At 55.7% G+C, this 25,030-nt stretch carries 28 protein-coding genes and 1 tRNA gene; 10 read left to right on the forward strand and 19 right to left on the reverse strand.

All coding sequences use genetic code 11. The features are described from left to right. Positions 1-3: 3 nt before the first annotated feature. A complete protein-coding gene (locus WKI84_RS02800) occupies positions 4-306 on the reverse strand; it encodes a hypothetical protein (protein WP_337862000.1) in 303 nt (100 codons plus the stop codon). A gap of 159 nt (positions 307-465) precedes the next feature. Here WKI84_RS02800 and WKI84_RS02805 point away from each other — a divergent pair, with 159 nt between their 5' ends. Continuing rightward, complete coding sequence (locus WKI84_RS02805; RefSeq protein WP_337862001.1) at positions 466-1,026, forward strand: hypothetical protein; 561 nt, start codon at positions 466-468, stop codon at positions 1,024-1,026. On the opposite strand, the gene WKI84_RS02810 is transcribed toward WKI84_RS02805, so the two are convergent. From WKI84_RS02810 to leuC, 4 genes are read right to left on the reverse strand one after another with little or no spacing between them, the layout of a single operon-like run. Continuing rightward, entirely contained in the window at positions 1,015-1,341 is a 327-nt protein-coding gene (locus tag WKI84_RS02810) for a hypothetical protein (protein ID WP_337862002.1), read from the reverse strand. The two genes, WKI84_RS02805 and WKI84_RS02810, sit on opposite strands and share 12 nt — an antisense overlap. Then, on the reverse strand, positions 1,325-2,776 hold the full coding sequence (locus tag WKI84_RS02815) for a hypothetical protein (protein WP_337862003.1): 1,452 nt from the start codon (positions 2,774-2,776) through the stop codon (positions 1,325-1,327). The genes WKI84_RS02810 and WKI84_RS02815 overlap by 17 nt, the downstream gene beginning before the upstream one ends. 48 nt (positions 2,777-2,824) lie before the next feature. Then, on the reverse strand, positions 2,825-3,439 hold the full coding sequence (gene leuD, locus WKI84_RS02820; RefSeq protein WP_337862004.1) for a 3-isopropylmalate dehydratase small subunit: 615 nt from the start codon (positions 3,437-3,439) through the stop codon (positions 2,825-2,827). Between the two features lie 5 nt (positions 3,440-3,444). After that, entirely contained in the window at positions 3,445-4,893 is a 1,449-nt protein-coding gene (leuC, locus tag WKI84_RS02825) for a 3-isopropylmalate dehydratase large subunit (protein ID WP_337862005.1), read from the reverse strand. 81 nt (positions 4,894-4,974) lie between these two features. Between leuC and psmB the strand changes: the two genes are divergently transcribed. Beyond that, positions 4,975-5,634, forward strand: a complete 660-nt coding sequence (gene psmB, locus WKI84_RS02830) for an archaeal proteasome endopeptidase complex subunit beta (protein WP_337862006.1) — start codon at positions 4,975-4,977, stop codon at positions 5,632-5,634. A gap of 168 nt (positions 5,635-5,802) precedes the next feature. Here psmB and WKI84_RS02835 read toward each other — a convergent pair whose 3' ends face one another. Together WKI84_RS02835 and WKI84_RS02840 are read right to left on the reverse strand one after the other, a co-directional pair. Next, entirely contained in the window at positions 5,803-6,462 is a 660-nt protein-coding gene (locus tag WKI84_RS02835) for a hypothetical protein (RefSeq protein ID WP_337862007.1), read from the reverse strand. 87 nt (positions 6,463-6,549) lie between these two features. Beyond that, the gene (locus WKI84_RS02840; RefSeq protein ID WP_337862008.1) at positions 6,550-8,034 is read right to left on the reverse strand and encodes a hypothetical protein; all 1,485 of its coding nucleotides are present in this window, start codon (positions 8,032-8,034) and stop codon (positions 6,550-6,552) included. A 97-nt stretch (positions 8,035-8,131) separates the two neighbouring features. On the opposite strand from WKI84_RS02840, the gene WKI84_RS02845 reads away from it, so the two are divergent. After that, a complete protein-coding gene (locus tag WKI84_RS02845; RefSeq protein ID WP_337862009.1) occupies positions 8,132-9,112 on the forward strand; it encodes a winged helix-turn-helix domain-containing protein in 981 nt (326 codons plus the stop codon). 50 nt (positions 9,113-9,162) lie between these two features. On the opposite strand, the gene tes is transcribed toward WKI84_RS02845, so the two are convergent. After that, the gene (gene tes / locus WKI84_RS02850; RefSeq protein WP_337862010.1) at positions 9,163-10,866 is read right to left on the reverse strand and encodes a tetraether lipid synthase Tes; all 1,704 of its coding nucleotides are present in this window, start codon (positions 10,864-10,866) and stop codon (positions 9,163-9,165) included. Between the two features lie 116 nt (positions 10,867-10,982). After that, on the reverse strand, positions 10,983-11,252 hold the full coding sequence (locus WKI84_RS02855; protein ID WP_337862011.1) for a hypothetical protein: 270 nt from the start codon (positions 11,250-11,252) through the stop codon (positions 10,983-10,985). Positions 11,253-11,321: 69 nt separating this feature from the next. Between WKI84_RS02855 and WKI84_RS02860 the strand changes: the two genes are divergently transcribed. The 4 genes from WKI84_RS02860 (at position 11,322) to WKI84_RS02875 (ending at position 14,319) form a co-directional block, all read left to right on the forward strand. Beyond that, the gene (locus WKI84_RS02860) at positions 11,322-12,107 is read left to right on the forward strand and encodes a TrmB family transcriptional regulator (protein WP_337862012.1); all 786 of its coding nucleotides are present in this window, start codon (positions 11,322-11,324) and stop codon (positions 12,105-12,107) included. 28 nt (positions 12,108-12,135) lie between these two features. Further along, complete coding sequence (locus WKI84_RS02865) at positions 12,136-12,603, forward strand: metal-dependent transcriptional regulator (protein WP_337862013.1); 468 nt, start codon at positions 12,136-12,138, stop codon at positions 12,601-12,603. 193 nt (positions 12,604-12,796) lie between these two features. Further along, on the forward strand, positions 12,797-13,255 hold the full coding sequence (locus WKI84_RS02870; protein ID WP_337862014.1) for a hypothetical protein: 459 nt from the start codon (positions 12,797-12,799) through the stop codon (positions 13,253-13,255). Next, positions 13,252-14,319 carry an mRNA surveillance protein pelota gene (locus tag WKI84_RS02875; protein ID WP_337862015.1) on the forward strand — a complete coding sequence of 356 codons (1,068 nt, stop codon included), beginning with the start codon at positions 13,252-13,254 and terminating at the stop codon, positions 14,317-14,319. The genes WKI84_RS02870 and WKI84_RS02875 overlap by 4 nt, the downstream gene beginning before the upstream one ends. Here the strand turns inward: WKI84_RS02875 and cutA are convergent. Both cutA and WKI84_RS02885 read right to left on the reverse strand, forming a co-directional pair. Next, complete coding sequence (gene cutA / locus WKI84_RS02880) at positions 14,272-14,628, reverse strand: divalent-cation tolerance protein CutA (RefSeq protein ID WP_337862016.1); 357 nt, start codon at positions 14,626-14,628, stop codon at positions 14,272-14,274. The two genes, WKI84_RS02875 and cutA, sit on opposite strands and share 48 nt — an antisense overlap. A gap of 35 nt (positions 14,629-14,663) precedes the next feature. Beyond that, positions 14,664-15,893: a hypothetical protein gene (locus tag WKI84_RS02885; protein ID WP_337862017.1), complete on the reverse strand. Its 1,230-nt coding sequence runs from the start codon at positions 15,891-15,893 to the stop codon at positions 14,664-14,666. Positions 15,894-15,989: 96 nt separating this feature from the next. Here WKI84_RS02885 and WKI84_RS02890 point away from each other — a divergent pair, with 96 nt between their 5' ends. Continuing rightward, positions 15,990-17,081, forward strand: coding sequence for a DUF354 domain-containing protein (locus tag WKI84_RS02890; protein WP_337862018.1), 1,092 nt, complete (start codon positions 15,990-15,992; stop codon positions 17,079-17,081). A gap of 68 nt (positions 17,082-17,149) precedes the next feature. Then, positions 17,150-17,279: transfer RNA gene (locus WKI84_RS02895), tRNA-Gln, on the forward strand. 835 nt (positions 17,280-18,114) lie between these two features. On the opposite strand, the gene WKI84_RS02900 is transcribed toward WKI84_RS02895, so the two are convergent. The 4 genes from WKI84_RS02900 to WKI84_RS02915 all read right to left on the reverse strand — a co-directional run bounded on the left by WKI84_RS02900 (position 18,115) and on the right by WKI84_RS02915 (position 20,792). Next, the gene (locus tag WKI84_RS02900) at positions 18,115-18,486 is read right to left on the reverse strand and encodes a hypothetical protein (RefSeq protein WP_337862019.1); all 372 of its coding nucleotides are present in this window, start codon (positions 18,484-18,486) and stop codon (positions 18,115-18,117) included. 111 nt (positions 18,487-18,597) lie between these two features. Continuing rightward, positions 18,598-19,818 carry a matrixin family metalloprotease gene (locus tag WKI84_RS02905; RefSeq protein WP_337862020.1) on the reverse strand — a complete coding sequence of 407 codons (1,221 nt, stop codon included), beginning with the start codon at positions 19,816-19,818 and terminating at the stop codon, positions 18,598-18,600. Between the two features lie 2 nt (positions 19,819-19,820). Next, on the reverse strand, positions 19,821-20,450 hold the full coding sequence (locus WKI84_RS02910) for a hypothetical protein (RefSeq protein WP_337862021.1): 630 nt from the start codon (positions 20,448-20,450) through the stop codon (positions 19,821-19,823). Between the two features lie 75 nt (positions 20,451-20,525). Beyond that, entirely contained in the window at positions 20,526-20,792 is a 267-nt protein-coding gene (locus tag WKI84_RS02915; RefSeq protein ID WP_337862022.1) for a winged helix-turn-helix domain-containing protein, read from the reverse strand. A gap of 373 nt (positions 20,793-21,165) precedes the next feature. On the opposite strand from WKI84_RS02915, the gene WKI84_RS02920 reads away from it, so the two are divergent. Continuing rightward, positions 21,166-22,197 carry a D-glycerate dehydrogenase gene (locus WKI84_RS02920; RefSeq protein ID WP_337862023.1) on the forward strand — a complete coding sequence of 344 codons (1,032 nt, stop codon included), beginning with the start codon at positions 21,166-21,168 and terminating at the stop codon, positions 22,195-22,197. Here the strand turns inward: WKI84_RS02920 and WKI84_RS02925 are convergent. Genes WKI84_RS02925 through WKI84_RS02940 form a run of 4 tightly spaced genes read right to left on the reverse strand, consistent with a single transcriptional unit; the run spans position 22,175 to position 25,005 of the window. Further along, positions 22,175-22,738: an acyltransferase gene (locus tag WKI84_RS02925; RefSeq protein WP_337862024.1), complete on the reverse strand. Its 564-nt coding sequence runs from the start codon at positions 22,736-22,738 to the stop codon at positions 22,175-22,177. The two genes, WKI84_RS02920 and WKI84_RS02925, sit on opposite strands and share 23 nt — an antisense overlap. After that, positions 22,726-22,998: a Trm112 family protein gene (locus WKI84_RS02930; protein ID WP_337862025.1), complete on the reverse strand. Its 273-nt coding sequence runs from the start codon at positions 22,996-22,998 to the stop codon at positions 22,726-22,728. Before WKI84_RS02930 ends, WKI84_RS02925 begins: the two co-directional genes overlap by 13 nt. Before the next feature lie 55 nt (positions 22,999-23,053). Beyond that, positions 23,054-24,064: a Gfo/Idh/MocA family oxidoreductase gene (locus WKI84_RS02935; RefSeq protein ID WP_337862026.1), complete on the reverse strand. Its 1,011-nt coding sequence runs from the start codon at positions 24,062-24,064 to the stop codon at positions 23,054-23,056. Beyond that, the gene (locus WKI84_RS02940; RefSeq protein ID WP_337862027.1) at positions 24,058-25,005 is read right to left on the reverse strand and encodes a branched-chain amino acid transaminase; all 948 of its coding nucleotides are present in this window, start codon (positions 25,003-25,005) and stop codon (positions 24,058-24,060) included. Before WKI84_RS02940 ends, WKI84_RS02935 begins: the two co-directional genes overlap by 7 nt. Positions 25,006-25,030 lie beyond the last annotated feature (25 nt).

Below are 25,030 nucleotides of genomic sequence, written 5' to 3' on the forward strand. Positions count from 1 at the left end.
CACTCATTGCGCTTTCTGGGCGACCTCCATGATCCTTGTTATCCTTTCAAGCGCAGGCAGGCCCGGCTCGGCCACCTGCACCTGCAGCCTGCGGGCCATGCTTTTGGCCACCTGGTCAAGTATCACGTCGGCGCCGCCGCCAAGAAGGTCGTGGAGTGCCGCTGCAAACGCCCGCATGTCAAAGTTTTCAGGCGCCATGTGCACGCCGGCCTTGGCCATGTGCCAGACGAGCGACTGCATGGTAGGCTCGCCAAGGCCCGCAAGAACCTCGTGAGAGCACCAGTATGCGGCCGCCTGTGGATTCACATATAACATTCTTACAGGCGCTATAAAAGCAGTCCTGCACCATATGCCTCTCACTTACTTGCCCGCCGGCCGGCCAGCTGGTCGGGGGGCGAGGCAGACGCGGCGGCAGCTGGCTGCGACCGTATAAATAAAGCAAAATGGAAATCTCTCTCACCTGCTTTGTCATCAGGAGTCTCGCCAGCAGTCAAGACAGTTGCAATAGACGTCGATTCGGTCCTTGCAGACGTGATGCTGGTCTGGGCAGACGAGTACAACCGGCGCAGGAACGCTTCGATAACCAAGCAGGACATCACCAGGTGGGACATACCCACCGTGCTCCCGATAACGCCCGACGAGGTCTACAGGTATTTCACGCACGTCTGGAAGAAAAGGTGGCAGGAGATACCGCCCACCGAGCCGGGCATCGGCGCAGTCACAAAGAGGCTGCACAAAAAGGGCTACCGCATATCCATCATCACAAAGCGGGAGAGGCCGACCGCCGCGTACGTTGCCAAGTGGCTGGACGCAAACGGCGTCTATGCAGACGACCTCCTCTTTATCTACGACGCGGTGCCAAAGGCCAGCTACCCTTTTGACATCCTGATAGACGACGCCCCCAAGAACCTGGTCGACATCACGGCCCCCAAGAGCGCGATACTCTTTGACCAGCCGTGGAACCGCGACTTTGACTGGCCGGTGCGCGTCTCCCGCCTGTCAGAGGCCGAGAAGCTACTGCTGTAGCAGCTCTATAAGCGCCCTGTTTATCAGCGCAGACAGCCCCACATACTTTGCAAGGAGCGACGCGGCCGACTCGAGCGCGTCCGGCCCCCTGAACCCCTCGTCGTATTTCATCTCAACCGAGCCCCTGTCCGTCTCCACCACAACGGTCAGGAGGGAATAGTCGCCCAGCCTGTCGTCTTGGCGCTCCACGTACTGCCGCATCTCCACTCTTTTTACTATAAAGCCCCCGACGTTCTGCATCCCTGAAAGAAGCACCTGCGAGCGGACAGGAGGCCCCTTTATCCTCCCCGGCTCGATGTCACTTTTTGTAATCAAGGAACCTTACCCATTCGGGGAACCACAGGCTGTGCTCCGGCATCCCGATCCCCCTTGCAAGGACGGCAGGCGAGTTGTAATAGACCGCGTCTGCGCCAAGCTCCTTTGCAATCAGGCCGTTCAGGGCGTCTATGGACGAGACTTCGCCCACGTACTTGTTGGCAACAAGCTCGCGGTTGTGCGTGTACAGGCCCACCTGGCGCCCGTCAACTGTGGGAACATAGCTTACCACAACGTCGATGCGCCGGGCGCCTGCGTTGCGCAGATAGTATATCGTCTCTCTGGCAGTGGCGCTCGTCTGAATGGTGCCCTGCACCGTGGCGATGTTCCTTCCCTGCACCAGGGGTTGCATGACGAACTTGAGCGAGCGGCCCGTCGTGAGCAGCTTGTTCTTGCTGTCCTGCTCTGAAAAGTCTATCATGTTGTCCGAGTCGTCGTACCTGTCCTTGATGACGCCCTCTGCAAAATCAAACTTGGCCGAGTGCCGGCGGTACTCCAGCCCAAAGCCGAGCGCCATGGGGCGGGTATAGTCCGGCTCTGCATACGCCGAGTCCAGGTCGCGCACGCCCAGGTCGACAGAGAGAAAGTTGGCCTGCTCTCGCCCTATCCCCTTGCGGATGGAGTAGATGCTCTTGCCGCCCAGTGTGGCGACGACGTTTGACTCTCTGATGAACTCGAACGGGTCCATCATCAGCTTGGAGTCGTGGCTCGTTGCGGCGACCTGTATGCCATCGCCACTGTTGTTGTTGCCGTTGTTTTTTTTGTTGTTGCCGCTGCCGCCACCGCTCATGCGTAGTAGCTGGCCCGGCCTTACTTCTGAAAACTCCATGTCAGGCAGAGAGGTCCTAAGCGAGTTTTCAGAGGCAATGATGCTTATCGCCCCGTCTTTGCGTGATGCGGCGACAAGCGGCTTGAAGCCGGTGCTGTCCCGGTAGGCAAAGATGTCGCCACCGCCACCACCGTTGTTGTCGTTGTCTGGCAGCCTGACCACCAGATTGCCGCGCAAATGCCTGTCGAGGAACTCGACTGCCCTCTCAGGGTTTTTTGAGAGAAGTGACGTAAAGATGTAATAGATTTTAAAGAGCGAGTCCGAGTCGCGCGCCGGGCCTACAAACGGGTGCAGATGCAGCTTCTCCGTGTCGACGAAAAAGCCGTCAAAGGCGGCCTGCATGCTGTTCATGCTCGGGAATGGCGGCGACCTCTTTAGCAGGTGGCCGATGCCGGAGGCGCCGGCCAGCTTTTCCCTGCTGGCCATCTTCAGTATCACCTCGTCTGAGGGCAGCGAACCTTCGGCGCCTATCGACTTGGGGCCGACCATCATCTTCCAGTACGCCTTGCCGCGGTGCTGGAGCATCCGCATGGCGTGGGCAAGATAATAGATCACCGCCTTGTTGGACTCGTGCCCGTGGTTGTAGATGGCCACAATGCCTGCCATAGGATATGATAGCAATAGAGCTGGCGCGGCGTTTAGATAAAAATCTTGTCAGCTGTTATTTTTAACAGAGGCGTCCGGCGGCGGGGACACCTGCCGCTCCTGCTCGTACCTCGATATTTCGCCCCCGTACTGGAGCGTCAGGCCGATGCTGTCCAGCCCTTCAAGCAGCAATTTTTTCCGGAAAGGGTCTACCTCAAAATGCATGGTCTTGCCTCCGGCGCTCACGGTCTGCCTGGCAAGGTCGATCTCGATCTCTAGCTGGTCGCTGTTTTCAAACAAATAGTCGACCTCCTGCGGCGCCAGCCTGACCGGGAGGATGCCGTTCTTGAAGCAGTTGCTGTAGAATATGTCTGCAAAGGAAGGCGCAATGACTGCCCTAAAGCCAAAGTCAAGCAGCGCCCACGCGGCGTGCTCCCTTGAACTGCCGGAGCCAAAGTTGTCCCGGGCAAGCAGTATCTTTCTTCCAGCATATTTGGGGTCGTTGAGCACGAAATCTGGCCTCGGTTTTCCGCTGGAATCAAAGCGCCAGTCGTAGAACAGGTACTGGCCAAAGCCCACCCTGCTGACCAGCTTTAAAAACTGCTTGGGCACTATCTGGTCGGTGTCGACGTTCACCCTGTCAAGGGGCACCACCCTGCTCTTTAGCACGGTAAAGGGCTCCATCCTCTCTAGAGCCACTCCCTTACGTCGACGAAACGGCCCTTTATCGCCGCGGCTGCCGCCATCACGGGGCTGACAAGGTGCGTCCTGCCCCCAGACCCCTGGCGGCCCTCAAAGTTGCGGTTTGAGGTGCTTGCGCAGCGCTCGCCCGGCGCCAGGATGTCAGGGTTCATGCCAAGGCACATGCTGCAGCCTGATTCGCGCCACTCAAAGCCGGCTTCCCGAAACACGCGGTCAAGCCCCATCCGCTCGGCCGCGGCCTTGACCTGCTGTGAGCCTGGCACCACCATCGCCCGCACTTCCGGCGACACCTTGCGGCCCTTGACCACAAGGGCCGCCTCCACCAGGTCTTCAAGGCGGGAGTTGGTGCACGAGCCTATAAAGACGCGGTCTAGTTTGATGTCTGTCATGTGCGTGCCGGGTTCAAGCGCCATGTATTCTAGCGCGCGCACTGCCGCCTTGCGCTCGTTCTCGTTACCCCCGGCAAACTCGTCAGGGTGCGGCACTGCCTCGTCCACCCCTGCGACCATCCCGGGGTTTGTGCCCCAGCTGACCTGCGGGGCCAGCGAGCCCACGTCAAACGTTATCGATTTGTCGAATCTGGCGTTTGCGTCCGTCGCAAGCTCTTTCCAGCGCGCAACCGCCCTTTCAAACTCTTCCCCCTTGGGGGCAAACCGCCTGCCCCGCACATAGTCAAACGTCTTTTCGTCCGGGGCGACAAGGCCGGCCCTTGCGCCTCCTTCGATGGACATGTTGCAGATCGTCATGCGGTTTTCCATCGAAAGCTCTGAAATGGCCTGCCCGCGGTATTCAAACACAGAGCCGGTGCCGCCTGCCGTCCCTATCGTGCGTATCAGGTAGAGCACCATGTCCTTTGCCGTGACTGCGTGGGGGTTCCTCCGCCTGCCTTCAAAGTTCACGGCGTACGTCTTGGGCTTGTCAAGCCACAGGGTCTGCGTGGCAAGCACGTGCTCGACTTCGCTTGTACCAATGCCCAGAGCAAACGCGCCGAACGCCCCGTGCGTGGAGGTGTGGCTGTCGCCGCAGACTATGGTGGTGCCCGGGAGCGTGAGGCCAAGCTCCGGCCCTATCACGTGCACGATGCCCTGGTCGGGGCTGTGCATATCGTAGAGCGTAATGCCAAACTCTTTGCAGTTCTCTGCAAGGACGCGTATCTGGGTTTCAGAGATGTTGTCCACGATGGGGAGCGAGCGGTCGCTTGTGGGCACGTTGTGATCCATTGTAGCAAAAGTGAGATCCGGCCGGCGCACGCGGCGCTTGTTGATGCGCAGCCCGTCAAACGCCTGGGGCGACGTGACTTCGTGCACCAGGTGGCGGTCAACATACAAAAGAGACGGCCCGTTTTCTTCCCTTGGCGGGACTACTACGTGGCTGTCCCATATCTTTTCAAACACGGTCCTCGGCTGGCTGCCGCTACTGCTGTCGTTATCGGCCAATCCGTGCAGAAATTGCACGGAGGACAATATAAAACGAGCAGATAGGTTTAAGTCAGGTCGGGGCGCTTTTCTCCGTCAGAGATGCATCCTCATGATAACCGTTACCCGGAATATATCGCTGAACAGATAAAGAAGGGAACCACTACCTGCGCCCTCACCTGCAAGGACGGGGTGGTGCTTGCGGCAGACACCAGAGCGAGCGCCGGCCTGTTCATCGCAGACAGGCACGTGATGAAGATCCAGAGGATAGACAACCACCTCGGCCTCACCATCGCAGGCGGTGTCGCAGACGCACAGAACCTTGTGGACACGATGCGCTACAACGCCAACATTTACAGGCTGCAGAACAAGGAGCCGATACCGGTCAAGTCTGCTGCCAGGCTCTGCTCCAACATTCTGTTCAACAACCGCTACTTTCCGTATTACGTGCAGTTGATAATGGCAGGGTTCACCCGGAAGGAGGGCGCCCAGATCTACAACCTGGACCTCTTTGGCTCGATGTCGACTGAAAAGTTCATCTCGACAGGCTCCGGCTCGCCGGTGGCATACGGCTACTTGGAATCAGAATACCGCGAGGGCCTGAGCGTCAACGAGGCGTACAAAGTCGCAATGCACGCCATCGCCGCCGCAATACGCAGGAACGCAGGAACAGGCGACAACATCAACGTAGTCATCATAGACAAGGACGGGTACCGCGAGCTGCCAAAAGAGCAGAAAGCGGCTGTGGGTGTCGTCTTTTAGAGAACAGGCGCGGCCGCCTTCCCCGTACGCATGTGCCTGCCGCCTAGCCTGCGCCTGATCGCGGTAGCGGCCAGGCGCCTTTCTTTAAAATTTAACGAGCGTCAAGTACAGGCGGTGCCGCCGCGCCGGACGCTAGCCAGATAAAAAAGAGGATTTCTCCTCTTTCTTTCAGGCGTTCCTATTCTCGTCAGGCGCAAAGCTGCTCCTGCTGTTGAGCCAGTCTGCAAAGCGCCTGTCCCAGTCGTACGCCTGCTTTTCAAACTTGATGTCGCCGTACGCGGCCACCGAATCAAACTGCTCCTTTATGAGGTTCCAAAGGTAGTTGCCGACGTACACCGCAGCAAAGACCACCTGGCCGTGCTTGCGGTACTGCATAGTATGCACAAACTCGTGGAACATTGCAGAGATGTCGCTCACGGTGCGCTTGGGCCTGCTGCCGAAATATATGCGATCTTCAAAAGTTATGGCGCCGGCATTCTGGTTCGACGTCCCCCCGATCCGGGGCATGTTGGCATTGTAGTACCAGGTCACTGTGCTGTACTTTTTGCTGTAGGGAAAGTTCGGGTGGCTTGCGATGAATTCATTGAACAGATCCAGAGTCGACTGTGCAGGAGTGAACCTGCTGCTTCCCTTCTTGACGACTGCCTCCACAGAGTCGGCGATTGCCTTGATCAAGAGCCCGAGTTTGCCCAGCTTTGTCGCAGTCGCCTTGCCGGGGAGGAGCAGGAAGGCGACCAGATCCAGAATCACCTTGACCGGAACCCCTGTCCGGTCCTGAAGGTTGTTCAGCTCGTCCTTTATTTTTTCAATGGTTTCTGCCAGTGTCATTTAAGCAGCGTCCGGGTAGAGGATATTTCTATATAAGACTTCTCTACCGCGTAAACAGGTGTCTTACTTTCTTTTTCTCTTTCCCACTTAACCTGCAGATGTTATCTCTTTCATGAACAGGCTTGAATCCATCTTGGAAAAGGCAGACAGGTCTATCTTGGCCCCGGGCCGCATTATTTCCCTTATGCGCCTGCCGGCCCCTTCTTCCTCCCACCAGTCCTCGCCAAACGTGTCCTGCAGGTGCCGTTCAAGCTCTGCCGCCCTCACTGCGGCAAGCAGGTACGACGGCACGTACATTATGGCGTCAGGCAGGATGTGGTGGAGCATCCAGTATTCGCCGGGGATGTCAAGCCCTGTGTACTGCCGGGCAAGCCGGGCGTACAGCTTGCTTGCCCCGTCCATTGAAAGGCGCCGACGCCAGAACTCGGCCTTCATCAGCGAGTTTGCAGTGTAAAACGTGACAAAGTACAGCTCCATGAAATTGTTCCTCGCCTGCAACTCGTCGAGCACCTTGTCATCATCATCATCGGCGGCGGTCACGCCAAGCGACTTTTTCAAATAGCGCCGGTTCTTGGTGAGGCGCTCTAAAAAGATGGAAAAGATCTCGGCGACCCCCATCGGGAAACCGTACCTGTCCCAGTACTCTGCCGCAGGGTCTATCGACGTGGCGTGGGTGGCGTGGCCCATCTCGTGGTAGCAGCCCTGCAGGTCAAAGTACGGGCTCTCGCTCTTGTACAGGACGCGCACGTCGTTTGGCACATGGACGAAAAAGCAGATCGGCGAGGGGTACTTGTCCTTCCTGTCTTTTGTGTCAAAGTGGATCCGGGAAAGGTCAAAGCCCATGGCCGCAAGCGTCCTTTTTACCTGCGCCGGCGGGTCAATGTGCGCAAAGTGCTTTTCAAGGTCCGAATACACGCGGTTTCTGAAAAAATAAAAGTCGTCATAGTACTCGGCAGGCCGGCCCAGGACTTTGCCAGACATCTCTGCAAGCGCCCTCTGGAAAGGCTTTTTCGCCTGGCCGCCCATCCCCTTTACAAAATCCATCAATTGCGAGTACGACAGCCCTTCGTTCTCCAGATAGCCGTCAAGGGGGCCAAGCCTCTTTTTGCCGCCGCTGCCACCAGAGTGCTCGGAATACGCCTTTGCGATGGCGTCAAAGCGCGCCTCTATCACGGGCGACAGGTAGCTGGTCTTGCGAACAAACTCGTCGTATACTTGTTTGCGCTTTCTTTCGTCCTTTTCTGCGCTGTTGAACTGGCGCCACGAGCTCCAGTTGACAGGCGAGCCGGCAAACTTTGCTTTTGAAGAGACCACCTTTTTGTTGCGCAGGCTGTAAAGTTTCAGCTCAAGCGCCTTTGTCGACGAGTCGGCTATGGCCTCTATAGAAGACAGGTACAGCTCGCGGGGCTCTTTGAAATTCTCAAGAAACAGCTGCGCGCTGGCGCTCTTTAGCTCGGCCAGCCTCTTTATCACCTGCTCGCTGTACGCAAGGCCGGCGTACTGCTTGAAGCGCTCGTCCGATTCGGCGACATAGATCCGCTCGTCAAGCTGGCACCATTGCTGGAGGTTCATGTTGTCTTTCTTGCAAGAGGCTTGCAGCGCCAGATGTTAAAAATGTTATAATCGCGTCTTGTGTGCACGGCTGCATGCACGGGGCTAGAAAGCACACGTGGTTTCAGTTACCGCCAAGATAGAGGGCAAGAGCCTGATAATAGAGCCTGGCGGCAAGGTCGCCAAATTTGCCTCGCTAAGGAGAAGGATGGAGGTCCCCCTTGCGTCGATAAAGAGCGTCAGCACGGCAAGGGTCGAGAAAATAAAGGGCACAAGGATAGGAGGGACCTCGCTTCCACCGCGCTACTACGCCGGCCACTTTTACGATTTTACAGAGGAGGACAGGGGCAGGATATTTTACGCGCTTTCAAACCGCGACAAGTGCGTGACGCTAGAGCTTGACAACATTGCATACAAAAGGGTGATTGTGCAGGTGAGGACAAAGCACAGACAGCAGAGCCATGGTAAGGCGGGTGCTTGGAGACCAGAGTATTTAACGTTTTGTCCAAACGGTAGGATCAATCCTTTTATTCTAAGCATACCATATACAAGACAGGCTCGGATGACCAGCTTGAGCGTAGCAAAGACGATGAGCATCGTCGTTGCGGTTTTCACTGCCCTCACCCTCACCCACGCAGCTTTTGTAGACTACCGCTCTGCTTCTGAAAGGGCCGAAGTGAAGCAGATCGGGCAGATGCAGTATCTGCAGGCGCGCAAGTTCGGCATAGAGACGACGGCAACAACAACGATAATGCTCGGCAGAGACTGCTGGCGGGGCGTGGTGCGCCAAAAGTGGACCGAAAGCGGCCTTGAATGCAGCGCCTTTGAGCTCCTAGTCAGGATGCGCGGCGGGCCCACAAGGGCCAGGCTTTTAGAGCTGCTGGCAAAAGAACCACGGAACAAGCTGCAGCTGGCAAAAGAGGTCGGGATGGACTGGAAGGCAGTCGACAGGCATGTGGACATGCTGACGCGGTGCTGCCTGGTGCAGGTTTGCGCGGTTGCAGGCACGTGCACAGTCTACTCGATAACCGAAAAGGGAAGGCGGGCCCTGGCGATAATAAAGGGCTCTGAAAGCATCAGTAGCAACGCCACCTGCTAAGACAGAGATTGTAAAATAAAAGCGAAAAAGAGAGAGATAGAGAAGTGCTTTTACGCACCGGCCATGCCGTTGCGCAGTTCCACTCCGCGGTGGTCGTCGTTTGCCATCGCGGCCTCCCTGTGCATCTCTGACAGGGCGCAGCCCATCTGTGCCTCTGGCTTGCCGCGCCTCATCAGGCCCCTGTAGAGGCCCGCTTCAAGCGTCTGGCCGTGGGCCTTCTCCCACTCTTCGACAGGGATGGAATACTTCTTTTGTATCCTGTCCCTGTACCACTCCGGGATGACGTTGAAGGCGCAGAAGGGTATGATCCTCAGGTCTGGCGTCAGGTAGTGGATGTCGCACCTCTGGAGGCGCTCCAGGTCCTCGTTGTACTTGTCCTGGAAATGCATCATGCCAAGGAAGAGCGACCTCACGTGCCAGTTGCCGACCGAGTCAAAGTTGCGCTTGAGCAGTATGCTCGAGAACATCTTGGCAAGGTCGAGGCCGTGCGGCTGCTTGTCCTTGTCCACAAAGGTCTTTAGTTTGCGGACGACTTCAAGCATGGTCCAGTACCTGTTGGCGCCGGACTTGATCTCGTCAGCCTTTTCTTCAAAGTATTCCAGCACGCCCTTGATGTCCACAAACGAGGTGAGCGGAGTCAGCTTCCTTGTCTGCACGTCCTCAAAGACGTAGGTGCCTGCGCCGCATGCAAAGTGTATCGACAGCTCGTACTTGGGCTTTTTGCTGAACGCCTCGATGATGCTGGTCATGGGCATGCACGAGGGCACCGGGAACCAGGCGTCCCTGCTTATCTCGCCGTTCGTCTGCTCCTCGATGCGCTCGATGCAGTCAGGGATGGTGATGCGGTATTTCTCGCGCTCTTTCTTGCCCATCCTGCCAGTCAGCGACACCGGCTGGAAGTTGACTGCGTGCACCACGTCCATGTTCTTTTGCGCAAAGCGTATGATGCCGCCCAGCTCGTGATCGTTTATCGACTTTATCACGGTCGGGACGAACACGACTGTCATGCCGCACTTGCGTGCAGATTCCAGCGTGTATGGGATCTCCCAGTGGTTCTTGGGGTTCGTCCGGGGCGTGACGCCGTCAAAAGAGAGATAGAGGTTGTTGACGCCGCTGTTGCGGACCTGCCTCATGGTCTCTGGCGACATGGCCAGCTTTATTCCGTTGGTGTTGAGCTGGACGTGGTCGACGCCCTCCTCCTTCATTATTTTTATCAGCTCTGTGATGTCGTCGCGGAGCATCGGCTCGCCGCCTGTGATCTGGATAGAGTTGCCGGCTATCGGCTTTTCCGCCTTGAGCGTCTTCATCATGGCCCTTACCTGCTCGTGGTTTGGCTCGTAGAGGTAAGCGCCCTCCAGTCCCTTCTTGACGTAAAAGAAGCAGTACCAGCACGTCAGGTCGCACCTGTTGGTGATTATCATGTTGGAGAGGCCAGAGTGCGAAAGGTGGTTGGTGCACAGGCCGCAGTTGTTTGGGCAGGCGCACTTGTCTATCATCACGTTTGGAGCTTGGGCGCCCTTGCCATCCATCCAGTACGTGCTGAACTTTTTGTACATTTCATAAGAGCCGAAATAGAGCTCTTCCGTCTCGCCGTGGGTCGGGCAGGTCTTGCTCATAAACACCTTGCCGTCTCTTTCAAATACCTCGGCGTCAAGTATCATGTTGCAGTCGGGGCAGATGCTCTGCGTGAACCTGATTGTTTTCCTCGCCGCAACATTCTTGCTACTTACGTTGGAGATCTGGATTAGCTCCATACTAGTTTCTTAGTTGAAGCGTTCCATTTTTTATATATAAAGATAACGTACCGATTACTACGGTGATTAGTGTAGAGCCACTATAAGGCAATTGCTCTCATTTCAAGGGGCAAAAGTCACCTGATAGCAGGCCGGCGGCTCTGCTTTTTCCTTGCCCTGAAATAGGCGACTGCGACTGCTATCGTATAGGTAGGCAGCAGGTCCACGAGCGGGATGAACTCGAGCAGGCCGGCGACAGAGAACCTGCCTATCAGCCTATACAGAATCGGCAGTGTGGCCGCGTCTATGGCGTCGCCTATTATCGGCAGTGCCCCAAGCGGCGTATAGTCCAGCAGGTCAGAGATCGCGGCAACTGCAAACGCAACGTAATAGCGCCGCTGCCACATGGTTATTCTATGAAAAGATAATCAAAAAGACTAAGGGTACATATATAACGGCGTAATAAAAGACCCGTATTGAGCATCAGCGACAGGTCGAGGAAGGCCATGGAAGACCTTGGCCTGACAGGCTACGAGATACGCGTCTACACCTCTCTTTTAGAGTCTGGCGCCATGACTGCTGCAGACATTAGCAAAAAGTCCGGCGTGCCTTATTCCAAGATCTATGAAGTCCTCAACAGCCTCGAAGACAAGGGCTGGCTCGAGTCGGACAGCTCACGCCCGCAGCAGTTCTTTCCTAGGTCGCCTTCGACTGCGCTTGAGGCCATGAGGATGAGGAGCGAGAACAACTTTAGAGAGAGCCAGGCTGCCATTGTGAGCGAGCTGATGCCCATGTACACGAAGAGCGGCATTAAAGAAAAGCCAGAGATATGGGTTGTCAGGGGCATCTATAACATCGCTGCCAAGGTCAACGAGATAGTGCAAAACTGCCAGCACGAGTTGCTTGTCGCGCTGCCAAGCGTGGCAGAGCAGATAGCCAAGCCGATGCAGCCCATACTGCGCACCGTCCACGAGAGAGGGGTAAAGATAATCGTGCTCACGTCTGAAGAGACTGGCGCCGAGACGGTCAGGGCGCTTTCAAGGGTGGCAGACGTAAGGCTGAAAAACAGCATGTTCGGAGGTGGCGTAATCGCAGACGGCAAGCACGTCCTGATACTGCTTGGCGAGAGCATGGGCGAAAACGGCATGGTCGAGCCTATTGCGATATGGGCGGACCACGCGGCTCTTGCCGGCTTTGCCAAGGACTATTTCCAGTACCTCTGGGCAGACGCCAAGGTCCGCAACAAAAAAGACAAAGGTTAATAACATTTCAGCCTAACTAGCTGCGCCTTTGGAGTCCGCGATCAGCAGGAGAAAGAGCGACGACGAGGAGCTTTTCATCGGTACGGCCGAGTCGGAGCACGTCGAGATGTACCTCAAGGCCATATGGTACATACGCGAGAAGGGCGAGGAGGTCAAGGTCAGCTCCATCGCCAAGCTCCTGAACGTCACGCAGCCGTCCGTTGTCCAGATGCTGCGCAAGCTCGACGCAAGCAAGCTGGTCAACTATGGCAAGGGATCGGTTGCCCTCACCGACGAGGGTGACAGGATAGGCAAGCAGATGATAAGGAATACCAGACTCCTCGAAGTGCTGATGAAGGACGCCTTGAAGATAGAGATAGACGAGGAGATGGTCTGCGGCATAGAGCACCACATGAAGAACATCTTTACGGACGCGCTCTGCACGTTGTTAAAGCACCCGCGCCAGTGCCCGCACGGCCACGACATACCCCGCGGCAGATGTTGCAGCAACACCTAGAGGTTTTTTTACCGCAGGCGACAAGCACAAGGGCGCGGACGGGCAGCCGATGACGTGACTAGCCCTACTGACTCGGTGAGGAGGATCTTGAGTTTGGAGTTTGCCCGTCCGCCTTTTTACCGCATTGACACGGCAATGGCGCAAAAATATTCTCACAAGCTTGATAAATGACTAGATGTCTTTGATAATTGGCGTGGTTCAGATAGAAACTACTTGTTCTCTAGAGAGTTTCAGGCAATTCATCATCATAAGCACGTGCCGCTCGTTTATACCCGAGAGCTATTTGCGCGATTACGAGGTGTTCCCTGAGCGAGAGGAAGGGCCGGGCGCAATCTATATCGAGGCGGCCGACAAGGTCACGCTGAAAAAGATACGCGAGATGACCTTTGTCAACGCCAAAGAGATTCTCGGCATCATATATTCGTCCAAGTCGGGCAACACCCAGCTGAAATGGAGGCAGAACCGCAGGCGCACGGGCAAGGTGCAGGGCACGGCGTCGGCAAACGCGCTTGTCAACCTGGTAGAGTCGGGCGTCCTTACGCAAGAGTGGGTGGACAAGTACATCCAGTCGACCGCAGCTGCCGCTCCGCAGGAAGGGCATGCGGCAGCAGCAGCTGAGGAAGGCAAGGAAAACGCCGCCCCGCCAGCATGATAGTAAAGCAGAGCACGGTGTCAAACAACGCGTATTTTGTCATCCCCGAAGACTCGGACGACCTTTTCACGCTGCGCAGGGTGATAGAGCCGGGCGACTATGTGATTGCAGACACCACCAGGGCGGTCAAGCAGGAGAAAGAGTATGGCAGGCCAGACAGGGGCGAGCGGGTCAAGGTACGGCTGTCCATAAAGGTGGACAGGATAGAGCTGGATTCGACGGTCGACAGGCTCAGGATAGCAGGCAACATCACCAACACGGACAACGAGCTGGTCTCGAGGGGCACGCACCACGCCCTCACGGTGCAGGCCGGCGACATGATAACCATAGACAAAGACAGGAAATGGCAGGAAGTCGAGCTAAAGCTTTTGAGAAAGTCAGGGGACGGCTCGACCCCGTTTGTGCTGGTCGCAATAGACACCCAGGAGGCAGCCGTGGCAAGGGTTACAGGCACCCACGTCAAGGTGATACCCAACATCTATTCGGGCCAGAGCGGCAAGCGGTACGCCACTTCTGCCAAGGGCCAGAACCTCGACACGTTCTTTTCAGACACTGCCAAGACCGTGGCTTCGGTGCTCGGGGAAAACGACAGGATAATAATATTCGGGCCAGGCGAGACGCGCAGGCGCTTTTACAACGCGCTTGAAAAGAACGGCGTGCCAAAAGAGCGTGCAAGGGTCGTCGACGGCGTCGACGTGGCAGGCGAGGACGGCGTGTTTGTGTTTTTGCGCTCGGCGCAGGCGAAAGAGGCGATGGGCGAGAGCAAGCTTGCGACGGTGTCGTCGCTCCTCGACCAGGTGATGCATATGGTGAGAAAGGGCGAGAACAGGTTTGCCATGGGCCTCAAAGACATCTCGGCAGCAGCCAGCGCCAAGGCCGTCGAGTCGGTGGTCTTTTCTGATTCGGTCTTCAGGTCGGCAGACGAGGCCGAGGTGGTCAAGCTTCTCAACGCGGTCGAGGCGCAGGGCGCCAGGACGTATGCAGTCGACTCGTCGACAGACATTGGGCTGCGGGTCTCATCGCTTGGCGGCATGGTTGCGCTTCTTCGCTACGCGCTGCGCTGAGCTTGCAAGCCACGACAGGTACGGCCGGGACACGTCGCTCATCTTTATCTCTACGATTTCTGGCACCTCGTAAGGGTGGGCCCGGGCAAGCTCTTTTTTGAGCTCGGCGGCCGACTCTTTGGTGGTTTTGAAAAACGCAATGTACTCCTCCTGGTCTTCCACCCTGCCCTTCCACGCATAGATCGACCGCACAGGGGCAAGGTTGACGCAGGCGCACAGCCCCTTTTCCACCATCCGCCTCCCGATGTCAGACGCAGGCGCCTCGCCTGAGAAGGTAGAGATGACGATGACTGCCTTGGCCTTGCCCATTTGTTTGTTGTATTTATCACGCAAGGGCGAAGTATTTAATCTTGCACCAGCGTCTCGCAGAGCGGGTTTGCCTTTATCAGGATGAGGTCGTCGCTTTTAGAGTTCTTGGACGCCACTTTTTCAAAGTCGGCCTTGGAGCAGGCTATCACCACGGTGGTCTTGTCCGTGTGGTACAGGTCGAACGTGGGCCCCTGGTGGCGCTCCACGTCGCCGATGTAGTCGCGCACCTTTGTCTCCAGGGCCGAGAGGAGGTCGAGCTTGTCGCCCCGCATCTCGTGCGGGTCGAGCGTCCAGGCTATGGCCACCTTGGTCCGGCTGGCCTTCAGGTCGCGCTTTTTCAGCGTGGCGCGCACCTGGTCGATAAGATGCTTGACATAACCCTCGATGCCCCGCACGCTCCCGTTCACCAGGTACATCAGGGGGCCGGCGCCGTCAAGCGACGCGCCTATCATGCGCAAGTCATAGAGCCCGGACGTCACGTCGTCTATGTAAAGGTCGGAAAACGTGCCATGCATGAGCTCGCCTGCCGGCACCTGGCTGTCTGCCGCCCTCTTGCACACCTCGAGTATGCTTGCCATGCCAGAGTAGTGGGAGAGCGTGCGTATGACGTGGCCCAGCTCGGCCGAGTTCACGTCCACAAAGGTCACCCTGCGCCGGCCGCTGCCGTCGTCCTGCTGCTGCAGCATCCTGGCAAGGTTGTTGTCGACCTGTTGCTGCTGCCGCGGCCGGGCGGCGCCCACCACGGTCTCGGTCCCCGTCGCCACCAGGCTTGAAGGCATGTAATAGTACTTGAAGTCTGACTCGACTGACATGCCGGTCACGTGCTCGACAAGGGCAACGTTCTCGCTGTTGCCCCCCACGCCGGTGGGCAGCATGTAAATTATCGAGGAGCCTTTTTTGAGCGCCTTTACCGCGTCGCGGAACTTGGTCGCCACGTCGGCCTTGACGTCCGGCCCGACCTTGCGTATGCGTGGCGCAAAAAACAGGTATTGCGAGCTCCCTACCGCAACGTCCATGGGCTCCAGGCCGAGCAGGGGCTCGTCTTCCACAAGCGAGCTTACGTCCGGATAGGTCCTTGCAATGTCGGGCTTGAGCGATATGGCGTTTCTGAGGGATTCGTCTATGAGCGAGACCCTGGCCCCCTTGACTGCCATGGACGAGGCGACACGATAACCTTCGGTTGAAAGACCGTACACCGCGGCCGATATGGCCACCGGCGATGACGACGACGCCGATGATGATGACGATGCTCCTCCCCCACTCAAAGTATAGACTATGCTCCCCCGCTCTACCCGCTATATACTCGTTGCCGGTGCTTAAAGAAAAGGTTTTACCACTGGCAGAGAGACAACAACCGGCGCTTGAGGATATGGTTTGACGTCCTGACCCCAAAGCAGGTCATGTTCTTCCGCAGGGCGCAGGAGCTCTTGAGGGAATCCGGCCACGAGGTCCTGTCCACTTCCCGCCAGTACAGGGAGGCAGTCGAGCTGGCAAGGATAAAGAGGGTGCCGCTGACCATAGTCGGCAGGCACGGCGGCGCGGACAGGTACGGCAAGCTGGTCGCAGGCGCGCAGCGCATAGCCGAGCTTGCAGACGTCGTGCACAGGTTTTCCCCAGACGTGGCAGTCACCTTCTCGTCGCCGGAAGGCGCAAGGGTGGCGTTTGGGCTCGGAATCAGGCACGTCGGCTTTAACGACTCGCCCCACGCAGAGGCGGTGGCAAGGCTGACTGTGCCCCTGATGAGCAGGCTGCTGTGCCCCTGGGTGATACCCTACCACGCATGGACGCGCTATGGCATTTCAAAGAGCAACATTTCCAGGTACAGGGCGCTCGACCCCGCCGCCTGGCTCAAGCACGAGAGGCAAAAAATAATACAACAACAGCCTGCTGCAGCCAACCTTGGCAGGCAGACGCCAAAAAAGAAAAAGGTGCTCATAAGGCTCGAAGAGAGCAAGGCGTCCTACATCGCCGACAAAAAGGCCACAAGCACGGCGCTTGTGGACGCGGCAGTCAAAGAGCTTGCCGGCGACGCAGTAGACATACTGCTGCTGTGCAGGTACGGCGACCAGATAGACTATGCAAAGGAGCGCTACGGCGAGCTGGCAGAAGTCGCAGAGGAGGTGTTTGACGGCGTGCCGCTCATCCAGTCGGCAGACCTGTTCATAGGGGCAGGAGGCACGATGAGCGCCGAGTCAGCCCTGCTTGGCGTCCCCACCATCTCCATAGCCCCTGTCGGGTATTACGTCGAGGAATACCTTGCAAGGGCGGGGCTCGTCGCAAAGACGCGCAACCCCGGCGCGCTCGTACGGCTTGCCAGAAAGATGCTCACAGACGAGGCGCACAGGTCAAAGATACGCAAAAAGGCGGCCAGGGTCCTGGCGCGGATGGACGATCCGACTGACAGCATCATCTCTGCGGCAACATCGTCAGCACCGTCAAAAACGGCGCGGTAGTGTCGCGCCCCGGCTGCTGCGATTAATAAGATTATAAAGACCGAAAAGAGAGTGGAGTTACGCCCGGAAGCCCGGTGGAGGAATAAATCTGTGCGTGTGTATATATGCACACGAGTATATTATTCCGCCGAATGTAGTGGCCAAGCATAGGGGCCTTTGGAGCCCTTGACCCCAGTTCGAATCTGGGCCGGGCTACCATTTCCTTACATGAAAAGAAGCAATATTCTTGCTCCTTTTGAGCAAACAAGCAGGAATAAACCTTGTTGCATTTTTGCGGGCGCAGGAAATCACAGTTCCGGTTCGAACTGCCTCTCATCCCGTCGTTGCGGTTTTTCCGCCTTTTATCCTCTGGAGCTGGTATGTTATGTTGGGTAACAGAGACTATGCAAGGCTGATAATATCGGCACTGGCTGAGGCAAGCTTAAGTCAGCCCAGGATATCGTCAATGCTACCAGCCTTGAAAGAAGCAAGGTATGGACCGCACTATCTAAACTGTGGAGGGCGGGTGTTGTTATGCGTACGGACAAACCAATATCAGAAAATTGCAAAAGGTTCAGAGGCAGGCGCGGTGCAACAAGTAACACTAGGCTGTATCATCTGTACGTATTGAATGGAGACAGTGCTGGGCAGCAAGATTGCTGCATTAATGGTCACAGGTTTGTGAGATTCAGCACCGAGTATTCAGACAAGAGGGGCAGCAAGGGGGAGAAGAGCAAGGCACGGCTGATTTTGAACTTCCTCAAAGAGAACTCAGGCAGGGCGTTCTATTCTACCGAGATATGAGAACTTGGCAAATCTGCAGACGCTGTTATTACGTACGGCATTTCTGCGGAGCATACTTGCCGAATACTTTCAATCTCGAGCTCCGGTAACAGAAGCTCAAAGATGTAGTCCCTCTGGGCCCGCTCCTACTTAGGGTTCGAGCCCCGGCTTGACCGGGTATCGCTTTTCAATTTGGTTGCTTAAAGCATTAGTAACCATTCTTGTTCAGTATCCTCTTAAAGAGGAAGAGGATGATTGCAGCTACAAATAATCATTCTATTACGGTAAATTCTTTTTCACTTGACGAGGTGACACCGTCGATCAATCCTTTATGTGTAATCATTACCTTGTATGTGCCAGTTTGATCTAAGCTGAGGCTAAACTGTCTTTCGTCACGGGGAATGTCGTACATAAAGAACATACGAATGTCCGCCCCGCATACCGGAGTCTCATAATAAACTTCATGTTTAAAGTCAGGTCTGCTAACGCCAACGACGGATACTTGAGTATCAGCGCACTGCCTGGCAAACCCGCTGATCGTTGCTGAAAATGTTATTTCTTCGTTAGTGCGATAACTGTCTTTGAGACCTTTGATATCTATGTTGACAAAACTGAAGACCGGCAAGAAAATCATCAGCAGCATTATTCCGACCGCTGTCGATGCAGCTATTATTGCCGTGGAGCGACGTGTTACGAGCATATAGATATTCCGCATTCTTAATAAAAAAAAGATAGTGGAGGATGAATCCTCCCTTTAGGTGTATGACCGCATCCTGTCGTAGTACTCGCTTACGCTGTAGTTCGAAAGAGGGTTGGAAGAGTTGTCAGTCCATACGCCTGTCCCGAAATACATCGTGTTGTAGGTGTTCCAGTTTATTCCAGAAGTGAACCTGGCAGATCCCAGATAGGTTGGTGGCGTGCTCCCTCCGCCGTCGTCTTGGTATGCGTATACTGCGGCTGTCGTGAGCCCTGTGGTAGACTGTTCAGCGACGACTTCGAGGAAATACCTGGTCGTGGTGGACGGTGTCCCGCTCCATATCGTGGTTGTCGTCACTCCGCCACCCGTGTTGACGTAGGATGCTTTTATTCCGTCATTGTCTAGCTCGATTGTCACCATCCTATTTGTAGGATCTGCAACATTACTGCCAGAGTGTATTCCGAGAGAGAATCGGTAGTTAGTTGTCGGCGTGACTTTTGCCATCATCAGAACCGAACCGACGGAAGGCATACTTTGGCCGGTCGCAAACTGACTTGCAAATGCCCGATGGGTGCCCGCCACCGTGATTCTCTCGGTCATTGGCAGAGCTGCATTGCTACTACTGCAAGTTCCACTCCAGGTTATAGAACCTCCACTACTATTGAAGGGTGTACATGTCGGCGTATACGCTATCCCTCCACCGTACAAGCTGATGCTCTGTAGACCTCGGATCTCGTCCAGTGTGGGCACGAATATGCTGTATGTGTCGAAGAATGCGATAGTAGAATACATCAAAGTCCTTGAATTTGATGTATGGGCGAGTCCTACGGCATGCCCCAGTTCATGTGCTGCAACGGCCTGTCTCTTCTCCATACCTTCTCCGTTTAGAAGGGCTGTGTTCAGAGTAATCGTAGAGGTGTTCAGGTTTCCGGTACCGGGATCGCAGATTTGGCCGTTCGCAAAGGCTGTTTGACCGAGAGGACCGAATAATCCTAGATCTGCAGTGTTGATGAAAATGCGCTCTCCTGATGTGACCGCATCGAGGAAGAAGTTTGCAGGCACGTCATTGAAAGTCACCACCGCATAGCGAATAGGCGTCAGATAGCCAGAGCTCATCCCAGAATCTGTCCTGTAATTGATGGTGGAACTTGGATGTCTGCATCCGTACAGGGCATACGCTTCTGCGGTTTGGATGGGATTCATTTGCGTTAGTGGTCCAATGTTGGCAAGCACCAGCAACGCGGACAACAACGTGCCGACGAATATGGCTCCTCTCATGCCTATTGCGCACCTCCGTCAGCTTGGGAAATGTCCGCGCTGAAGTCCTCGATCGGTTTGTCTTTGACCTTTATTTGTACGAAGTCGGCTCCGGGATCCACGTTATCCATCGAATACACTTTTGATTCTTTTACAAGGAATTTACCCTGTGGGCCGCCTAGATATCCGTAAGCTTCCAATGTTGGGTCGTATACGAGGAACATTACGTACTCTTCGCCCGCCTTCATTATTGGATCGCCCTCTGAAACTGCGTACGGAGATGGACCACCGAATTGGGATACTCTTATGGTATCTCCCACGTTCAGTTTGCCTTTCATGCTCCTTTCGACTGTTACATCGAAATCCGTGATTGGTGTACCCTGAGCATTAGGATGGCCCCTTGTCCCTGTCATGTTCTCCAGTTTTCCCAGTATGACGTAGTTAGCCTGTTTTGTCAGCGATTTAAGGTCGGGGTACGACTGCCACAGCATTTCCATAGTAGGTTGATTCTGTTGTAAGCTACCTGAAGTGGTTTTGGCATTCATAGAATAAATTACGCCAAACGCCGCCAAGATACCTACCGCCAGCCCTAAGCCAGCTATTTTTTGTCTGGTCATTCGGTTTATGGTGATATTTCTCTCACCTTCCCCCATGTGGGTGATGTTAACTAATAAGAATTGCTGACATTTCTGTAGGTTTTCCTTACATTTTTGTAAACAAAACCGACACTAATGTCTATTATTGCCGGAAAGTATCAGTGCAAATTCTTTGCCTCTCCTAGTTAACCTGACTAAAACCTTGTGTCTCTCGACCATCAATTCTATAATCTGCCTATGATCTAACCAATCCAGATGTCTCAAGAGCCTGCTGTAGTTTATTCCTGCCGCCTGTGACAGTACAGTCTTGGAAACGGCACCCCTTTCAAGCAGTATCTTCAATATGCGGCAGATCACCCTGAAGCTTGGCTCGAACTCTCTTCTGTAATGTTTCACCATAATATAATACTGGAACCATTATTTACCTGTTCTAGGAAAGCAGGTTTTTATAAAAAGGAGACAGATCTCAAAAGTGGGTGTGCGGACAAGCAACGTTGAGGCCTAATAACTGCTTTGGATAATTTTACCAAAAAAATGGAAAAAGAATGTAGGGGCTTTGCAGCCGCCCCAAGTAGCTTACTGCATTTCCGGACCCTCTGCCTACAAACCCCTCTGACTCCAAGTTTATAAGCAAATTTCTGTTAGCATAGTGTGAACTTCAGTGTCAAGCTATAGCGGGCTACTTTTTCCTTTTTAGAAAAGGTGAGAGAGAAGAAAAAGAGCAAGAAAGAAAATTCATAACGCAGTCTCCATGAGGAATATTATTCCTGCCATGCCTCCTCGCCGTCATCAACACCAGCAACAGCCGCCCAGAGTGTACGTCACAAGAAAGCTGCCGGGCGACGCGCTGCAGACGCTTGCCAAGAGCTGCCAAGTCACGCTCAACAGCAGGCCCGAACCGCCGACTAGAAAGGAGCTGCTAAAGAACGTGAGAGGGAAGGACGCCATACTCTGCATGCTGTCAGACAGGATAGATGCACAAGTCATGGACGCGGCAGGACCCAGCTTGAAGATAATCAGCTCGTACAGCACGGGCTTTGAGCACATCGATGTCGCCGAGGCGACCCGGCGGGGCATATACGTCACGTACACGTCAGACATCCTAGCAGAGGCTACTGCCGACCTGACTTTTGCGCTCCTGCTTGCCTGCGCAAGGAACGTGGTGCAGGGCGACAGGATGGTAAGGGAAGGCAGGTGGAAGGTCGGCTGGACGCCTGACCTGCTGCTTGGCCAGCAGGTGCACGGCTCTACGATAGGCATAATCGGCCTTGGCAGGATAGGGACGGCGGTGGCCCGGCGCGCAGGGGGCTTTGGAATGCGGATCCTGTATTACAGCAGGAACAGGAACGAAAAGGCGGAGGCAGAGACAGGCGCCACGTATTCAGACCTTGACGGCCTGCTGGCGCAAAGCGACTTTGTGTCCATACACACGAGCATGAACGACGCAAGCCGCCATATGATAAACAGGTCCAGCCTGCGCAAGATGAAGAAAACGGCTTACCTGATAAACACGGCAAGGGGCGCCATAGTCGACGAGCGCGACCTGGCACTTGCGCTAGAGGAGGGATGGATAGCCGGCGCGGGCTTGGACGTGTTTGAGAAAGAGCCCCTCCCAAAGGCAAGCCCGCTTGTCAGGATGGAGAAAAACGTCGTGCTCCTGCCCCACATCGGCAGTGCGTCGCGCCAGACAAGGGAAAAGATGGCCCAGGCCGCGGTAAAGAGCATACTGGACGTGCTTGTCGTCGGCGGCGGGAGAGGGGAGCCAGAGCCGGCCTTTTGCGTCAACCAGATCCGCCGCCGGTAGCGCCGCCGCTGAGCCACTCGGCCTTTTTCCGGTCGTACTCTGCCCTGCTGTAGACGACCCTGGCAGGGGCGCCCATGACGACCTTGCCGGCGGGCACGTCGTGCGTGACAACAGAGCCCATCGCCACCACGCTGTCCTTTCCGATGGTGATGCCCGGCTTTATCACCGCCCTGGCTCCTACCACCGCGCCGTCTTCGACCACCGTCCCGACCATCCTGTCGCACATCGGGTAGGGGTCGTTTGTGAACGTGGCGCACGGCCCGATGAAGACGCCCTTGCCTATCACGGTGAGCGGAGGTATGTAGGCAGAGCCTTCTATCTTGGTGCCGTCGCCTATCCTGACGTTATAGTCGACGTGCGCAAGCGAGCCTATCTTGACGTTGTCGCCGATGACGGTATTGGGGCCGACGTAGGCAAAGTGCCATATCCGGACGTTCTTGCCGATCCTGGCTTTTTTGTCGACGTAATTCTTGACGCCGGGTATCTTTTTGTAGGAAGAGGAAGATGACTTGGAAGAGCGCGGGGCCATCAGATATGCCACGGTTTGCCCTGTCTTAAAATCTTGCTAGGCAGCTTCTCGCTCCACCGCTCCAGAAAGCCGGTGTCCCTCTTTTTGTCCCGAAGCTCGTCAGGCAGCATGACAGGGATGCCGTCGATTATCGGGTAGTAGCGGCCGCACATCTCGCAATAGAGGACGCCGGCAGATATTTCGCCGTCGCCGCCTACCTCGATTTCCAAAAGCTCCAGAGGGTAGTGCTTGTCCATCGGGCAGGCAAGTATGTCGTTCATCTGGCGCTTCATGCTGTCACCATTACCATTACCATCATCATTATCATCATCATTATCATCATCATTATCACTTCAGGTCCAGGTATATCGGAGAGCCGGTGTTGCTCGATAAAAGCGCTGCCTCTGCCACCCGGGTCACGTTTGTAGCGTCCGCAGCGCTCACGACCGGGCTTGCCTTGCCCTGCACCGACTGGACAAAGTTCTTTAGCTCAAGCGTAAGCGGCTCCTGGAAATCTCTTCTTGGCGTTATGCTCTCGCCTGCCTGGTCGATCTTTAACTCCTGCGTCAAAAAGTTGCCGGACACGATGCCGTCTGTGCAGACGGCGGAGAACGTGCGCACCTTTTTGGGTGTAAGCCAGTTTGACGCGATTATCGCCACCTTCTGGTCAGGGAACCCGAGCATCAGGGTGGCAAAGTCCTCGTGCTCGTGCACGCGCTTGCCGGCCCGGGCAAAGACCACGTTTGGCCTTGCGTCAAAGAGGAACATGGCCGTGTCGATGTCGTGCACCGAGGTGTCAAATATTATCCCCACGTCTTTGATGTTGAGCGGCATGCGGTTTTCGCGGTGGAACTCGATCATGATGAGGTCGCCGTACTTTTTCTCGGCGATCAGCCTCTTGGTCTCGCTTACAGCAGGGTTGAACCGCTCGATATAGCCGGCAGTCAGGATGACCCTGCTCTTTTTTGCAGCCTGCATCATCTCCTCGCATTCCTGCGACGAAAAGGCAAGTGGCTTTTCTACAAACGTGTGGACGCCCCTTTCCATCACCTTTTTTGCCACAGCTGCATGGGTCTTGGTCGGCGTGCAGACGAGGCAGCCGTCAAGGCGCTCGGCGGCAAGCATGGCGTCAAGCGACGTGTAGGGTTTTGCGCCGTGGCGAGAAGCGACCTCCGACGCCCGGGCAGAGTCAGAGTCGCACACTGCTGCGAGGTAGCCGAGCTCGGCAAGGACGCGGGCGTGGTTCTTGCCCCACCCGCCGACGCCCACTATGCCTATCTTTGTGCCCGCCACTGCCGGCGATGATGCTTCTTTTGTTGTTGCTGCTGTCGTCGTCGTTGTCGTTGTTGCAGTCACCATACAGGCGTCAGCCAGTCCATGTGATCCTTTGACCCGCCCGTTACTATATTAGCATACGTCTCCCGGACGCTCCGGGACACAGGGCCCTCCTTCCCGTCTCCGACCGGCTTGCCGTCGACGCTTGTCACAGGCACGATTTCTGCGGCGGTCCCGGTGAGGAATATCTCGTCTGCCATGTACAGCTCTGCCCGGGGTATCGGCCTTTCTGTGACCTCGTAGCCAAGCTCCCTTGCTATCGTCATCGCCGAGTCGCGCGTGATGCCCTCAAGGGCGGAATCGGCAAAGTAGGGGGTATAGATTTTCTTGTTGCGCACCAGGAATATGTTCTCGCCTGATGCCTCGCTCACGTTCCCGGCCAGGTCGAGCAGTATGGACTCGTCGTAGCCGTTTCGCCTGCTCTCCTGCGTCGCAAGTATAGAGTTGAGGTAGTTGCCGGCGGCCTTTGACAGCGGAGGGGTGGTCGCGTCGTTTATGCGCCTCCACGACGAGACGCACGCCCTGATGCCTTCGCCCTTGAAATACTTGGCAAACGGGAACGCAATGATCACGGTCTGGGTCGGCGAGCTGGCAGTCACGTTCAGGTCGATGCCATGCATGCCCACAAAGGCGAGAGGGCGTATGTAGACCGACTCTTTCATCCTGTTCTTTCTCAAGAGCTCCACCGTCGCGTCGTACAGCTCATCTGCCGAATATGGCAGCGAAAAAGAGTAGACCTTGGCCGAGCGGTGGAGCCTCTCCATGTGCTCCTTCAGCCTGAAAATGTAGACGTTGTTTTTGCCGCTTTTAGCAGCAGCATTTGAAGAAGAGGAAGCATAGCCCCGGATTCCCTCAAAGACGGCGGTGCCATAGTGCATAGCATGCGTGTATACAGGGACCTTGGCGTCTTCCCACTTGACAAACTTGTTGTCGAACCATACAAACTCGCCGCCTTTTTCCTTCATTGCAGATAGGCAAAGTCGCTCTCCG

This window comes from Nitrososphaera sp. (genome assembly GCF_037447015.1).
Taxonomy (GTDB): domain Archaea; phylum Thermoproteota; class Nitrososphaeria; order Nitrososphaerales; family Nitrososphaeraceae; genus Nitrososphaera.

Excerpts from the sequence above, each read along its gene's own strand:
- psmB (WP_337862006.1), top strand. The coding sequence starts at position 4,975 with ATGCATCCTCATGATAACCGTTACCCGGAATATATCGCTGAACAGATA.
- WKI84_RS02815 (WP_337862003.1), bottom strand. The coding sequence starts at position 2,776 with ATGGCAGGCATTGTGGCCATCTACAACCACGGGCACGAGTCCAACAAG.
- WKI84_RS02900 (WP_337862019.1), bottom strand. The coding sequence starts at position 18,486 with ATGCTGCTGATGATTTTCTTGCCGGTCTTCAGTTTTGTCAACATAGAT.
- WKI84_RS02910 (WP_337862021.1), bottom strand. The coding sequence starts at position 20,450 with ATGGGGGAAGGTGAGAGAAATATCACCATAAACCGAATGACCAGACAA.
- tes (WP_337862010.1), bottom strand. The coding sequence starts at position 10,866 with ATGGAGCTAATCCAGATCTCCAACGTAAGTAGCAAGAATGTTGCGGCG.
- WKI84_RS02905 (WP_337862020.1), bottom strand. The coding sequence starts at position 19,818 with ATGAGAGGAGCCATATTCGTCGGCACGTTGTTGTCCGCGTTGCTGGTG.
- leuD (WP_337862004.1), bottom strand. The coding sequence starts at position 3,439 with ATGGAGCCCTTTACCGTGCTAAAGAGCAGGGTGGTGCCCCTTGACAGG.
- WKI84_RS02920 (WP_337862023.1), top strand. The coding sequence starts at position 21,166 with ATGCCTCCTCGCCGTCATCAACACCAGCAACAGCCGCCCAGAGTGTAC.
- cutA (WP_337862016.1), bottom strand. The coding sequence starts at position 14,628 with ATGGGCAAGGCCAAGGCAGTCATCGTCATCTCTACCTTCTCAGGCGAG.
- WKI84_RS02940 (WP_337862027.1), bottom strand. The coding sequence starts at position 25,005 with ATGAAGGAAAAAGGCGGCGAGTTTGTATGGTTCGACAACAAGTTTGTC.
- WKI84_RS02915 (WP_337862022.1), bottom strand. The coding sequence starts at position 20,792 with ATGGTGAAACATTACAGAAGAGAGTTCGAGCCAAGCTTCAGGGTGATC.
- WKI84_RS02875 (WP_337862015.1), top strand. The coding sequence starts at position 13,252 with ATGATAGTAAAGCAGAGCACGGTGTCAAACAACGCGTATTTTGTCATC.
- WKI84_RS02935 (WP_337862026.1), bottom strand. The coding sequence starts at position 24,064 with ATGGTGACTGCAACAACGACAACGACGACGACAGCAGCAACAACAAAA.
- WKI84_RS02840 (WP_337862008.1), bottom strand. The coding sequence starts at position 8,034 with ATGAACCTCCAGCAATGGTGCCAGCTTGACGAGCGGATCTATGTCGCC.
- WKI84_RS02835 (WP_337862007.1), bottom strand. The coding sequence starts at position 6,462 with ATGACACTGGCAGAAACCATTGAAAAAATAAAGGACGAGCTGAACAAC.
- WKI84_RS02855 (WP_337862011.1), bottom strand. The coding sequence starts at position 11,252 with ATGTGGCAGCGGCGCTATTACGTTGCGTTTGCAGTTGCCGCGATCTCT.
- WKI84_RS02930 (WP_337862025.1), bottom strand. The coding sequence starts at position 22,998 with ATGAAGCGCCAGATGAACGACATACTTGCCTGCCCGATGGACAAGCAC.